Annotated in this window: 12 protein-coding genes; 5 read left to right on the forward strand and 7 right to left on the reverse strand. The window is 74.3% G+C overall.

Features of this window, described 5'->3' with window-relative positions; all coding sequences use genetic code 11:
- The first annotated feature begins 84 nt into the window (after nucleotides 1-84).
- The 3 genes from QMF98_RS01360 to QMF98_RS01370 all read left to right on the forward strand — a co-directional run bounded on the left by QMF98_RS01360 (nucleotide 85) and on the right by QMF98_RS01370 (nucleotide 4480).
- Nucleotides 85-2019, forward strand: coding sequence for an ATP-binding protein (locus QMF98_RS01360; RefSeq protein WP_337974304.1), 1935 nt, complete (start codon nucleotides 85-87; stop codon nucleotides 2017-2019).
- A 91-nt stretch (nucleotides 2020-2110) separates the two neighbouring features.
- Nucleotides 2111-4084, forward strand: a complete 1974-nt coding sequence (locus QMF98_RS01365) for an eCIS core domain-containing protein (protein ID WP_337974305.1) — start codon at nucleotides 2111-2113, stop codon at nucleotides 4082-4084.
- A 42-nt stretch (nucleotides 4085-4126) separates the two neighbouring features.
- Nucleotides 4127-4480: a hypothetical protein gene (locus tag QMF98_RS01370; protein WP_337974306.1), complete on the forward strand. Its 354-nt coding sequence runs from the start codon at nucleotides 4127-4129 to the stop codon at nucleotides 4478-4480.
- A gap of 9 nt (nucleotides 4481-4489) precedes the next feature.
- Here QMF98_RS01370 and QMF98_RS01375 read toward each other — a convergent pair whose 3' ends face one another.
- Genes QMF98_RS01375 through QMF98_RS01400 form a run of 6 tightly spaced genes read right to left on the reverse strand, consistent with a single transcriptional unit; the run spans nucleotide 4490 to nucleotide 9787 of the window.
- Nucleotides 4490-4879: a DUF4280 domain-containing protein gene (locus QMF98_RS01375; RefSeq protein ID WP_291761034.1), complete on the reverse strand. Its 390-nt coding sequence runs from the start codon at nucleotides 4877-4879 to the stop codon at nucleotides 4490-4492.
- A gap of 35 nt (nucleotides 4880-4914) precedes the next feature.
- Nucleotides 4915-5430, reverse strand: coding sequence for a septum formation family protein (locus QMF98_RS01380; protein WP_337974307.1), 516 nt, complete (start codon nucleotides 5428-5430; stop codon nucleotides 4915-4917).
- 46 nt (nucleotides 5431-5476) lie between these two features.
- On the reverse strand, nucleotides 5477-8095 hold the full coding sequence (locus QMF98_RS01385) for a cation-translocating P-type ATPase (RefSeq protein ID WP_337974308.1): 2619 nt from the start codon (nucleotides 8093-8095) through the stop codon (nucleotides 5477-5479).
- An 11-nt stretch (nucleotides 8096-8106) separates the two neighbouring features.
- Nucleotides 8107-8562, reverse strand: coding sequence for a GatB/YqeY domain-containing protein (locus tag QMF98_RS01390; protein ID WP_337974309.1), 456 nt, complete (start codon nucleotides 8560-8562; stop codon nucleotides 8107-8109).
- On the reverse strand, nucleotides 8559-9137 hold the full coding sequence (locus QMF98_RS01395; protein WP_337974310.1) for a GNAT family N-acetyltransferase: 579 nt from the start codon (nucleotides 9135-9137) through the stop codon (nucleotides 8559-8561). The genes QMF98_RS01390 and QMF98_RS01395 overlap by 4 nt, the downstream gene beginning before the upstream one ends.
- Complete coding sequence (locus QMF98_RS01400; protein WP_337974311.1) at nucleotides 9134-9787, reverse strand: DedA family protein; 654 nt, start codon at nucleotides 9785-9787, stop codon at nucleotides 9134-9136. Before QMF98_RS01400 ends, QMF98_RS01395 begins: the two co-directional genes overlap by 4 nt.
- 199 nt (nucleotides 9788-9986) lie before the next feature.
- On the opposite strand from QMF98_RS01400, the gene QMF98_RS01405 reads away from it, so the two are divergent.
- Nucleotides 9987-10964: an aldo/keto reductase gene (locus QMF98_RS01405; RefSeq protein ID WP_337974312.1), complete on the forward strand. Its 978-nt coding sequence runs from the start codon at nucleotides 9987-9989 to the stop codon at nucleotides 10962-10964.
- A gap of 75 nt (nucleotides 10965-11039) precedes the next feature.
- Entirely contained in the window at nucleotides 11040-11684 is a 645-nt protein-coding gene (locus QMF98_RS01410) for an NAD(P)-dependent oxidoreductase (RefSeq protein ID WP_337974313.1), read from the forward strand.
- A 92-nt stretch (nucleotides 11685-11776) separates the two neighbouring features.
- Here the strand turns inward: QMF98_RS01410 and QMF98_RS01415 are convergent, their stop codons facing one another.
- Nucleotides 11777-13186 carry a hypothetical protein gene (locus QMF98_RS01415; protein WP_337974314.1) on the reverse strand — a complete coding sequence of 470 codons (1410 nt, stop codon included), beginning with the start codon at nucleotides 13184-13186 and terminating at the stop codon, nucleotides 11777-11779.
- Nucleotides 13187-13286 lie beyond the last annotated feature (100 nt).

The following is a 13286-nucleotide window of genomic DNA, read 5'->3' on the forward strand; positions in this document are numbered from 1 at the left end:
GCAGCCCCGGCGCCGTGGGTCGCCGTGCCGGGTCGAGGGCGGCCCGGTGCCGCGCGCCGTCCGTCGTCGTGAAGGAGGCCCGTCGTGCGCGAACGCCTGGCGCGCCTGCTCAAGCCGGTCGAGCTCGCGGCGGACCGGCGGCACGTCGCGGACCCGGTGCTGGTGGCGCGGCTCGAGGCGGCGCTCGAGGTGCTGCGCGACGAGTACGCCGGCCCGCTGCCGCAGCAGGAGGACCGGCTGGCGGGCGTCGCGGACGTGTTCGGGCTGGACCCGGAGGACGTCGACGTGCTGACGGTCGCGGCCGCTCCGGACCTCGACGCGAACCTCGCGCTGGTGTACGGGCTGCTGCGGGGGCAGCGGTCACCTGCCCGCGCGTCGACCGGCCTGGTGCTGGAGCTGACCGGGCAGCCGTCCCTGTCGAGCGAGGCGCACGCCCGGCTCGGTGCCGGCGCTCCGCTGCGCCGGTACGGGCTGCTCGAGCAGCAGCAGGACCAGCCGTGGCTGCTGCGCGACGTGTGGCTGCCGGACCGGGTGCTGGCCCACCTGACGGGCGTCGACCAGCTCGACGGCCCGCTCGCCGCGCTGCTGGTCGACCCGGTGCCGCTGCCGGACCTGGACGCCGACGGCGTGCTGACCGCGGCCGTCGAGGCCGGTGCGCCGCTGGTGTGGGTGCGCTCACCGCTCGGCTCGGGCGGCCTGTCGCTGGCCGCCGGGGCGCTGGCCGCCGCCGGCGTCGGCTGCCTGGCGGTGGACCTCGCCCGCGTGCCCCCGTCTGCCGACCTGTCCGCCCTGGTCAGGGCACTGGTGCGGGAGGCGGCGCTGCGCGGCGCCGGCCTGGTGCTGGCCAACGCCGACCAGCTGGCCGCCACCGAGCGGGCGGCCGACCCGGCGTCGGGCTTCCTCGCACTGGCGCAGTCCGTGGTGCCGGTGCTCGCGGTCAGCGACCGGCCGTGGCAGCCGCTGTGGCTGGCCCGGCACCCGCTGGTGGTCGAGGCGCCGCCGGTGACCACGCAGCACCGCACCGTGGTGTGGGACCAGCACCTGGGCGCCGGCGTCGCGGACCCGGCGCTGACGGCGCTGCGGCTGGCGCCCGAGTCGATCGCGGACGCCGCCCGTTACGCCACCGACCTCGCGGCGCTGACCGGTGCGCAGCTGTCCGCCGGTTCGGCGCGGGCCGCCGCGCGCCGGGTGGCCGGCTCGATGACCACCGGCCCCGCCGCGGCACCGCGCCGTGCGCCGTCGTTCGACGACCTGGTGCTGCCCGGCCACGCCGCCGCGACGCTGCGCCGGCTGGTGTCCTGGGCGCAGCACCGTGACGAGGTGCTCGCCGACGGCCGGCTGGTCGACGTCGGAGGCAAGGGGACCGGCATCGCGGCCCTGTTCAGCGGCAGCCCCGGCACCGGCAAGACGCTGGCGGCCCACGTGATCGCCGCCGAGCTGGGACTGGACCTGTTCCGGGTGGACATCACGTCGATCGTCGACAAGTACATCGGGGAGACGGAGAAGAACCTCGAGCGCGTGTTCCACGAGGCGGAGAGCCTGGACGTGCTGCTGTTCTTCGACGAGGCGGACGCGCTGTTCGGCAAGCGGTCGGACGTCAAGGACGCCCACGACCGGTACGCCAACCAGGAGGTCGCCTACCTGCTGCAGCGGATGGAGAGCTTCGACGGCATCACCGTCCTGGCGACCAACCTGCACGGCAACCTCGACCCGGCGTTCAGCCGCCGGATGAGCTTCATCGTGCACTTCCCGGACCCTGACGAGCCGACGCGGCGGCTGCTGTGGCGCTCGCACCTGGACCGGGTCACCACGGACCCCGCCGACCCGGTGGACGTGCCGCACCTCGCCAAGCAGATCGAGCTGGCCGGCGGCGACATCCGCAACATCGTGCTGGCGGCGGCCTACGACGCGATCGCCGCCGGACAGCCGGTGGGCATGCGGCACGTGCTCGCGGCCACGGTCGCCGAGTACCACAAGCTCGGCAGGCGGGTGCCTGCCGACGGGTTCGCGCCGGGCTGACCACCGGTGGCTGCGAGGCGCAGGGCCCTGGCGAGCGGTCGGCCGGGTGGGCGGGTCCGAACGACACTTCCGATCGAGAGCGAGGGCGACCATGCCGGCTGAGAACGAGCGCACGACGCTCGAGAAGCGACGCCTGACCGCGGCGCCGCCCGCCGTCCCCGTCACGGCGACGGAGCCGGCGCAGGAGGACGCCGTGGACGCGGTCGCCGTCCCGGGGCTCGCGGTGGACGTCCGCCGCCGCGCCGCCACCCAGGACCCGCTCGGCGGGACCGCCGCCGCACCCGAGGTCGCCGACGTGCTGCGCCGGCGGCAGGGCCAGGGCCGCCCGCTCGAGCCGGCCGTCGCGCAGCGGATGGGTGCCGCGATGGACGCGGACCTCGGCGGCGTGCGCATCCACGACGACGCGGAGGCGGACACGATCGCCCGGTCGGTGCAGTCCGTGGCGTTCACGGCGGGCAGCGACGTGTACTTCAGCAGCGGCACCTACGCGCCGGGCACCCCGGGCGGCGACCGGCTGCTGGGCCACGAGCTGGCCCACGTCGTGCAGCAGCAGAGCGGCCGGGTCGCACCGGCGGGGGACGGTCCCGTGATCGGGCGGGCCGACGACCCGGCGGAGGCGGCCGCCGACGCGGTGGCCGAGCGGACGGTGCAGCGGCTGCAGCGGCAGGCGGCGCGGGTCGCCACGGCGGGCACGGCGGATGCCGAGCACGCGGGCACCGCCGAGGGCGTGGGTGCGGGTGCTGCCGAGGCGCTGCACCGGCAGCAGGCCCGCGTCGAGGGCACCACCGTTCGCCGCTGGAACCCCTTCAAGAAGCTGTTCGGCGGCAAGAAGAAGAAGGCGCCGACGCTGCCGCAGTCACCGATGCCGGAGGCGCTGACGCCGCAGGCACCCACGCCCGAGCAGCCGGTCCCGCTGCCCGTGCCGCAGGGCGAGGTGCCGGTACCCACGCCGGAGTCCGTCACGCCGCAGGCACCGCCCCAGCCGGAGGCGCCGACGCCGGTCCCCGAGCAGACCGCGACCCAGACCACACCCCAGACACCGTCCCAGGACCAGGCGCCCACCACCCAGACCCCGACCACCCAGACGCCCACCACCGAGGCCGTCACCCCGGTCCCGCCCACGCCGAAGTCGGCGAAGGAGCGCTTCGAGGAGGCCTGCGACCCGCAGACCGCCCCGGCCGGCAAGGCGGAGGCCAAGGTGCGGATGGACGCGCTCCGGCAGCTGATCAACACCTTCAGCACGGCGGAGAAGAAGTCGATCGCCGACGACCCCGCGGTGATGGCCAAGGGCCGCGCCCACCTCGGTGACCTGTACTACATGTCGTTGCTCGCCGCCGTGAACATGGCGAAGCAGAAGACCAAGAAGGACGGCACCAAGGTCAAGCACCACCTGACCGGTGCCGAGGCGGACGAGTTCATCACGACCAACATCGAGGACTACCCGCACATCAAACCGTTCATCGAGACGGCCGTCGCCGCGGGCAAGAAGGGCGAGGGCTACGTGGCCAGCGTCTCGCCGGAGGACTGGGCCATCGTCTACGGCGTGGAGTTCCCCACCGACTCGGTGGAGGAGGAGCAGAGCACCAACGCCTACGCCTCGACCAAGAACGCCGACGAGCCGGCCATCCTGCACGCCGACCGCGGCACGCCGAGCACCGCGATCCACGAGTCGATGCACCGCTACGCCCCGAACGACGTGCTGGACACCTACGGCTTCGACCTGAACGAGGGCATCACCGAGTTCTTCACCCGGATGCTCGCGGCCAAGGACGCGACCCCCGCCAAGGACGGCGGTCCGGAGCGGGACAACTACCAGAAGCAGGTCACCTTCGTCCGCGGCATGCTGCGCATCCTCGCGTCGAGCAAGGTGGACCAGGAGACCGTGCTGGCCGAGATCTACTTCGGGGGCAGCATCGCCAAGCTGGAGGAGAAGTTCCGCGCCGCCTGGAAGGCCAAGAAGGCCAAGATCAGCGCGACGACGCTCGACTCCAAGTGGGCGAAGTTCAAGGAAGCGATCAGCGACGGCAAGTGGTCCGACGCCAACAAGGCGATGCCGCCGGCCTGATCGGCTCGCGAGCATCCAGCCACCCGTCGACAAGGAGAACCGATGAGCAGCCTCACCGACCAGCGCAGCCGCGTGCTGGCCCTGCTGGGCCTGACCCAGGACCCCGACGTGCAGCAGACCGACCCCGTGCCGACGGCCGAGGACGTCGACGCCCTCGACGCGATCGCCTTCGACTGGCCCGGGGAGCAGGCCCACGTCACGGTGCTCGAGTTCGACGACTACGACGAGGCCGAGGCGGCCCAGCAGCAGCTGCGCGGGCTTGCCGGGCAGACCGACCTGGTGGTCGAGACGACGGTGAACGGCGACCTGCTGCTGTGGGCGACGGCACCGGCGGACGACACTCAGGCACGCGCCCGGATCGACGGCCTCGCGCAGTCCTTCGCCGGCCGCGAGTGACCCCTGCGCTCAGGACTCGAGCGTCCGCACCGCGCCGGGGTTGACGATCTGGATCACGCCGCCGAACCCGCACGTGCAGGTGGCGCCCAGGGTCAGCGCGGGCTTCCCGCCGATCGTCGTCTGCACGGCACCGCCCACCCACGCGCCCGTGACGGGGATGCACGGCATCGGCGTCAGCACGCCGAGCGCGGCCGTCGTCGCGGCCAGCACCTGCGGGTTCGCCAGCGAGGTGCACATGCCGAACGGCGGGATGTTGACCATCGGGATCGCGTCGGTGATCGCCGCGGCCGGCTTGCCCTCGATCATCACGCGTGCGATCGGCAGCACGTTGAGCGTGCTGGGGGCCAGGCCGAAGCTGCACTGCAGCATCGCGGTCGCGGTGGCGGCGGGCTTGCCCATGGTCGTCCTCCCGTCGGCGCGGTGTCGCGCCGCTGCTAGAGCTTCGATCCCTTGACCGACGAGGTGCGCTTGGCCCCCGTGGTGGTGATGACGCAGGTGACGTCCCGGTCGTCGCCCGCCTGCCAGCCCCGCGCGGACGGCAGCAGGTAGGTGAAGAACAGCGACGAGTCGCGGTAGTCGGAGCCGACGTAGCCGGCGAACGCGGACAGGCAGGCGCCGTCGGCGAACGCCTTGAGCACCGCGGCGCCGGGGTAGGCCGCCGACTTCTCGGTACCGGCGGGCAGCGGGTAGGCGGCCAGCGCATACACCTCCTGCTGGTGCGGCTGCGAGCAGGGCACCACGGTGACGTCCTTGATCTCGGCCGAGATGGCGGTCGGCGCGATCACGCAGTCGCCGGGCTTGGCAGCCAGCGCGGAGACCGCGTGGCCCTTCTTGTCCTGGCCGAACAGGGAGCAGCCGCTCAGCGTGCCGAGCACCACGGCTCCGGCGGTCAGCACGACGAGCGCCCGCCGCACCGTGCCCGCGCGGTGGATGCCTGGTGCTGCCCTCATGTGCCCTCCGGACGGTGTGCCGCAACGGTCGTGCGCCGCCTCGACGCTAGCCGCGGGCCGCCGGCGTGACCTCCGTAGTCATTGCGGAACTTGCCCGGCCGGCCGGCTGCCGCCGCCGGGCGTGCACCGCCTTGTCCAGCGCATCGGCCACCAGCACGGCCACCGGCGACCCGAGCGCCACCGCCCACCCCACGGGGCTCGGCGGCGCCTGTCCCAGCTGCCGCGCCAGCGCCGGCACGTAGATGGTGACCAGGCAGAACGCGATGCCGATCGCCACCGCCGGCGCCAGCAGCAGGTTCTTCGCGCGGCCGGGCGCCGCCCGGCCCTCGCTGCGGCAGGCGAACGCGTTCGCGGCCTGTCCCAGCACGACGGCCAGGAACGTGGCACCCGAGGCGGTCGCCAGCACCGCGCCACCCGGTGCCGGGTCGCCGAACCGCCACCCGGCCGCCAGCAGCGACACCGTGAACGCGGTCAGCGACACCACCGCCTCGACCGGCCCCAGCAGCCCGAACGCCCGCCGCAGCACCGTGCGGTCCAGCAGCCGCCCGGCCGCCGGCGGCTCGGCCAGCACGCCGCGGGCGGGCGGCTCGGCACCGAGGGCCGTCGCCGACAGCGTGTCCGTGCCGATGTCCAGGGCCAGCACCTGCAGCACGCCCAGCGCCAGGGGGAACGCCCCGCCGGTGACGCCCCACAGGACGAACGGCGCCAGCTCGGCCACGTTGTCGGTCAGGTGGTAGGTGAGGAACCGGCGGACGTTGGCGTACGTCGCCCGGCCCAGCTCGATCCCGGCGACGACGGAGGAGAACCGGTCGTCCAGCAGCACCAGGTCGGCCGCCTCGCGGGCCACGTCCGTGCCGGAGGCGCCCATCGCCACGCCGATGTCCGCCTCGCGCAGCGCCGGCCCGTCGTTCACGCCGTCGCCCGTCATCGCCACCACGTGCTCGCGGGCGCGCAGCGCCCGCGCGATCCGCAGCTTGTCCTCCGGTGCGACGCGGGCCACCACCACCCCGTCGTGGTCCAGCAGCGCGCCGAGCGCCTCGTCGTCGGCCGGCAGGTCGGCACCGAGATGGACGGGACCGTCCGGGGTCCGCAGCCCCACCTCCAGTGCGATCGCCGCCGCCGTCACCGGGTGGTCGCCGGTGATCATCGCGACGTGCACGCCCGCGCTGCGGCACGCGGCGATCGCGGCGGCCGACTCGGGCCGCGGCGGGTCCTCGAGCCCGACCAGGCCCACCAGGTGCAGCCCCGTCTCGGCCGCGGCAGTGGTCGTCGGCGCCGTCGTCCCGGTCGGCCGGCTCGCCACGGCCAGCACGCGGAGCCCCTGCCCGGACAGTCGCGCGAGGGCGGCGGCCGCTCCCGATGCATCATCGGCCGGGCACAGCGGCAGCAGCGCGTCCGGAGCGCCCTTGGTCAGCACCTGGTCGCCGGCCACCACGCTCATCCGCCGCCGGTGCGGGTCGAAGGCGAACGCGACGTCGGCCCACGACTCGACGCGCACCGTCGGGGTGTCCACGCCCAGCCGCCGGGCGAAGGCGTCCAGCGCCGCCTCCATCGGGTCGCCGTGCGCCACCCACCGCTCGTCCACCTGCTCCACGTACCCGCGCGAGCAGCGGGCGGCCGCCCGGCCCAGCTCCACCATCGCCTCGCGCGCCCCGGGGTCGACGTCGACGGCCGCCGTCGGCTCGTACCCGGCGGTGCCGACCCGCGCCGACCCGGCGGGCGTCCAGGCGGCCACCACCGTCATCTGGTTGAGGGTCAGCGTGCCGGTCTTGTCGGTGCAGACGAAGGTCGTGGACCCCAGCGTCTCGACGGCCTCGAGCGAGCGGACCAGCACCTGCCGCTTCGCCATCCGCTCGGCGCCCCACGCCAGCGCGAGGGTGACGGTCGGCAGCAGCGCCTCCGGCACCAGCGCGACGGTGACGCCGATCGCCAGCACGAAGGCGTCCGGCAGCGGCCGGCCGATCAGCAGGGTGAGCAGCAGGAACGCGAGGCCGGCGACGACGGCGATCGCCCCGATGCCGCGCACCACGCGGGTCAGCTCGCGGGTCAGCGGCGTCGGGTGCAGGCCGGCCGCCGAGGTGGCGCTGGCGATGCCCGCCAGCCGGGTGCGGGGTCCGGTCGCCAGGACGACGGCCTCGGCCAGCCCCTCCACCAGGAACGTCCCGGCGTACACCCGCTCGGCGACGTCCAGCGTGCTCGGCTCGCTCTCACCGGTCAGCGTCGACGTGTCCAGCAGCGCCGCGTCGGCCAGCAGCACGTCGCCGTCGGCCGGCACGCGGTCGCCAGCCTCGAGCAGCAGCACGTCGCCCGCGACGACGTCGGCGGCCTCCACCTGCCGGGGCTGCCCGTCCCGCCGCACGCTGACCGTGCCGGGCAGCAGCGACCGCAGCCGCTCCGCGGCCCGGTCGGCACGCGCCTCCTGCAGGAACGAGAACGCGGCGTTGACCAGCACCACCACGGCGATCGCGACGGTCAGCTGCGGCAGCCCGGCCAGTGCCGCCAGCCCGGCGGCCACCCACAGCAGCAGCGCGAACGCGTGCACCAGCTGCGCGGCGAACGTCGCCAGTGGCGACCGCCGGTGCGGTGCGGGCAGCGCGTTCGGGCCGTCCGACCGCAACCGGGCGGCCGCCTGCGCGGAGGTCAGTCCGCGGCGCGCTGAGTCCACGTCAGCCCACGTCAGCCCAGCGCCGCACGCACCTTGCCGGACAGGGCCTTGCCGTCCACGCGACCACGGCCCGCCGCCGCGGCCTGCGCCGCCTTCATCACGGTGCCCATGTCCTTCATCGACGTGGCGCCCGTCGCGGCGACCGCCTCGGCCACGAGCGCGTCCAGGTCGGCGTCGCTCGGCGCCGCGGGCAGGTAGCCCTCAATGAAGTCCGCTTCGGCGGACTCGTTGGCGGCCCGGTCGGTGGCGCCCGCGCCGGTGTAGATCTCGGCGCTCTCGCGGCGTTTCTTCACCTCGGCGGTCAGCACGGCGACGATCTCGTCGTCGCCGAGCTCGCGCGCGACGGGACCGGACTTGGCGGCGCCGCGGACGGCGGCGATCGCCTGCCGCAACGTCCCGGTGGCGAACGTGTCGCGTGCCTTCATCGCGGTGTGCAGGTCGGTGTCCAGGCGGTCGAGGAGGGTCACGCCCCCCATCGTCCCGCGCGAGGGAGGCCGTCGCGACGGTCTTCCCGCCCGAGGGTCAGCGCGAACGTCCGCGTCGGGCTGCCGTCCTTGGCCGGTGGACCGGGCACCCCCAGCTCGGTGAACCCCATCCGTCCGAGCAGCCGCACGGAGGCGTCGTTCCCGTCCACCACCACGGCCCGCACGTCCGTCACCCCCAGCGTCGCCGCCCCGTCGAGCAGGGCGCGTACGGCCTCGGACGCCAGTCCGCGCCCCCAGCGGTCGGTGCGGATCGCGTAGCCCAGCTCGGCGGTGCTGTCCGACCTGCGCATCAGCAGCACCTCGCCGATCACCGCGCCGCTCGCCCGCTCCACCACGGCCAGGCTGATCGCCTGGCCCGGCTCGGCGGCGCGCGTCAGCGTCAGGCGCTTGTCGAGGGCCACAGCGGTCTGCTCGCGGTCCCGCACCGGCCACGGCGTGTACCGGGTGACCTGCGGGTCGCCGTGGAACACCAGCAGGTCCTCCAGGTCACCGGCCCGGTGCTCGCGCAGCTCCAACCGTTCCGTGCGCAGCGGCACGTCCAGCACCCAGTCGCTCACCCGTGGACGGTAGCCCGGTCCCGCTCGGAGGTGCCGGTCGCGGCGCGCCGCCGCAGGGCGGTGACGACGATCGGGATCACCGAGACCACCACCACGACGACCGCCAGCAGGTCGATGTTGTGCGCCACGAACGGCACACGGCCCAGCGCCAGGGCGACCACGGTCAGCCCCACCACCCACAGGAGCGCCCCGGTGACGTTCCACACCACGAAGCGCCGGTACCGCAGCCGCGCCGTCCCGGCCACCAGCGGCACGAACGTCCGCACGATGGGCACGAACCGCGCCAGCACCAGCGACACCGGCCCGTACCGGTCGAAGAACCGCTCGGCCTCCGCCAGCCGCGCGGTGGTCAGCACCTTCGCGTCGTCCGTGAAGAACCGCCGCCCGAACCGGTGGCCGAGCCAGAACCCCGTCTGGTCCCCGGCGACCGCCGCGAGGAATGCCACCACCGCGATCCACACCGGCGACAGCCCCAGCTGACCGCGCAGCAGCACCGCCGTGAGGATCAGGGAGTCGCCGGGCAGGAACGGGAACAGCACCCCGGACTCGATGAAGATCATCACCGCGATCCCCGCCAGCGCCCACGGTCCGAAGGCGTGCAGCAGGGACGCGGGCGACACGGACACGCTGGTGGCGAGCTCGGTGATCACGTGGTCCTCCTCGTGGCGGGTCGTTCCACGGTCGCACCCGTTCTCGCGGGGCGCCTCCGGGGACGGCGGGCTAGCCTCGAGCAGGACGCGCCCCCGCCGGCGTGGAGACCCTTCCGACCTGCGCCGGGACCCGTTCGCGCGGTCGCACAGCCGTTTTCCCGCCGGGGGTCGACCCCCTCGGTCCGACGTGAGGACACCCATGGACCACCACCGTCTCGGCAACAGCGGCCTGCAGGTCAGCTCGATCGTGCTGGGCTGCATGAGCTACGGCGACCCGGCTCGCGGCAACCACGAGTGGAGCCTCCCGGAGGAGGAGAGCCGCGAGTTCGTCCGACGAGCCCTCGAGCTGGGCATCGACACCTTCGACACCGCCGACGTCTACTCCGACGGGTCCAGCGAGGAGATCGTCGGCCGTGCGCTGCGTGACTTCGCGTCCCGCGACGAGGTCGTCCTGGCGACCAAGGTGCACGGCCGCATGCACGCCGGCCCGCACGGCGGCGGCCTGTCCCGCAAGCACATCCTTTCCGCGATCGACGCGAGCCTGACCCGCCTCGGCACCGACTACGTGGACCTGTACCAGATCCACCGCTGGGACCCGATGGTGCCGATCGAGGAGACCATGGAGGCGCTGCACGACGTGGTGCGCGCCGGCAAGGCCCGGTACATCGGCGCCTCGTCGATGTACGCGTGGCAGCTCGCCAAGGCCCAGTACACCGCCGACCTGGGCGGCTGGACCCGGTTCGTCTCCATGCAGGACCAGTACAACCTCCTGTCCCGTGAGGAGGAGCGGGAGATGTACCCGTTCTGCCTGGACCAGGGCATCGGCGTGCTGCCGTGGTCCCCGCTGGCCCGCGGCCTGCTGACGCGGGAGTGGGGCACGACGACGACGCGCTCGCAGACCGACCGCTTCGGCCAGACCCTCTACCGGCAGAGCGAGGACGCCGACCGGGCGATCGTCGACGCCGTCGGCCGCATCGCCGCCGAGCGCGGGGTGTCCCGGGCGCAGGTGGCGCTCGCGTGGGTGCGCCAGCAGGAGGCGGTGACGGCTCCGATCGTGGGCGCCACCAAGCCGCACCACCTCGACGACGCCGTCGCCTCGCTCGCCCTCAGGCTCGACCCGGAGGAGCTGGCGCAGCTCGAGCAGCCGTACGTCCCGCAGGCCCCGGAAGGGTTCTGACCTCGGCGGTGTTCGTCAGGTCGACGGCGGCAGGTGAGCGGCCGGATGCGGACGACGACCTCGAGGAGAGCACACATGGCACGGATCACGGTTCTGGGCGGCACGGGCTACGCAGGCGGGCACATCGTCCAGGAGGCCGCAGCCCGCGGCCACCAGGTGACCTCGGTCAGCCGCTCGCTGCCGGACCAGCCGGTCGAGGGCGTCACCTACCGCCAGGCCGACGCGCTCGACCCCGCCTACGCGACCGCGGCCGTCGCCGACGCGGACGTGGTGATCGAGGCCCTGTCCCCCCGCGGCGCACTGACCGGTCGCATCGGTGAGGTGATCGGTGAGCTCGCCGTCGCCGCGCAGGCCGCCGGGGTGCGGCTCGGCGTGATCGGCGGCGCCGGGTCGCTGCACGTCGCCCCTGGCGGTCCGCGCCTGTTCGACACCCCGGAGTTCCCCGCCGAGTACAAGCCCGAGTCGCTCGAGCTGGGCGCCGTGCTCGACGAGCTGCGCGAGAGCCCCGAGGCGCTCGACTGGTTCTACATCAGCCCGGCGGCGGGCTTCGGCGCCTACGCGCCCGGTGAGCGCACGGGCACGTTCCGGCTGGGGGGCGACGTGCTCCTGACGGACGACGAGGGTCGCTCCGACCTGTCCGGCGCGGACCTGGCCATCGCGATCCTCGACGAGGTGGAGAACCCCACCCACCGGCGCGCCCGCTTCACGGCCGCCTACTGACCGAGCCGGCGCGCCCGCTCAGCGCGGACAGGGGGCTGCGCTCAGCGCGGCGCGCAGGCTTCGCCGCACCGCTCGCCTCCGTGGCAGTCGCGTCAGGGTGTGGCCGGCGACGCGAGACCGCCGTCCGGCAGCGCGCCACGTCGCGGCAACGGGTCGACCGGCTCACGCGCGGGGCTCGGCGTCGTCTCCGCCGCCGGCGCCTCGTCGACCAGCAGGGCGTCCGCCAGTTTGGGGCTCGACACGGGCTCCGGGGTCCGGTGCCGGTCAGCGGGCGCGCTCGGCGCCGCCGGGTCGTCCACCTGAACGCGGAACAGCTCGCGGGCGGTGTGCACCAGCAGGCCGATCAGTGCGACGTTGCGGGCGGCGAGCACCAGGGTCACGCCCAGGCCGCCGCCGGTGATCTCCGTGTACTCCCAGGGGAACACCAGCTGGGTGGCGGCGCCGACGCCGAGCACCCACTTGGCGGTGGTGCCCCAGCCGGGCAGGCCCAGCACCAGCGCCACGGCGACAGGTGCCGCGAGCCACGTCATGTACTGCGGCGACCCGACCTTGTTGAACACCAGCAGCACCAGGGTCATCAGCATCGCGCCGCGCACCACCAGCTCACCGCGCTTGCTCCGGTGCGCCCACAGCGCCAGGCCGACGCGCTCCCGCTTCCACCACAGCAACCCGATCGCGGCGGCGGCGGCGATCGGCAGCAGCAGGCCGAGCAGGTCCGCCATCTTCTGCGTCCCGGGCCCGAGCAGCTCCCACGTGACGATCTGCGCGTTCAGCACCCGCTTGATCGACGTGGTGAACAGGGCGGCCAGCACCCAGGGGGTCGCGCCGGGCGCCTCGATCTGCAGGCCGCGCTGCCCCTGCTCGAGCAGGAACGACAGCACGTGCCCCTGCCCGCCGAAGCCGATCGCGGTGCCCATGACGATCGCGGAGACGCCCGCCGCCGGTGCGACCACGTCACGCCACGGCCTGTGGGCGCCCCAGAACAGCGGGACCAGCAGAGCACCGGGCGCCACCTTGATCCACGCGCCGATGGTCAGCAGGGCGGACGCGACGGCCGGTCGGTCCATGCTCCACAGCAGGGCGGCGATCACCAGGGGGACGACGATGGCGTCGAGCCGGCCCATCGCGATGGGGCCGAGCAGCAGCAGGAAGCCGGTCCACCACCAGCCGCCCACCTGGCCGCGGTCGCGGCGCAGCAGCATCGCCATGGCGAGCACGTCGAGGATCGTCACCATGATCGACCAGGCCAGCGCGTACCCGTGGCCGATCGCCAGCCCGCCGAACCCGGCGGCGAGCATCGGGACCGTCGCCCCGATCGGGTACACCCAGCTGGTGTCGATCGCCGGCCACCCGAACCCGTGCACGCCCAGCCACATCCAGTAGCGGTACAGGTCCAGGTCCCAGAACGCCTTCTGCGGGATCAGCCACACGCCGAGCACCGCCAGCCACAGGTGGACCAGCAGGAAGGCGGTCCACACCGCGGGGCGGCTGTGCAGCAGCATGCGCTTCAGGATGACCTCCGGGGCCGGGCGGGATGTCCTGCCAGGGTAGGTGGAGGTGCTGTGCGAGACGTCGGACGACCACCGGTCACACAGGACCTCC

The organism is Cellulomonas sp. NTE-D12 (assembly GCF_027923705.1).
Lineage (GTDB): Bacteria > Actinomycetota > Actinomycetes > Actinomycetales > Cellulomonadaceae > Cellulomonas.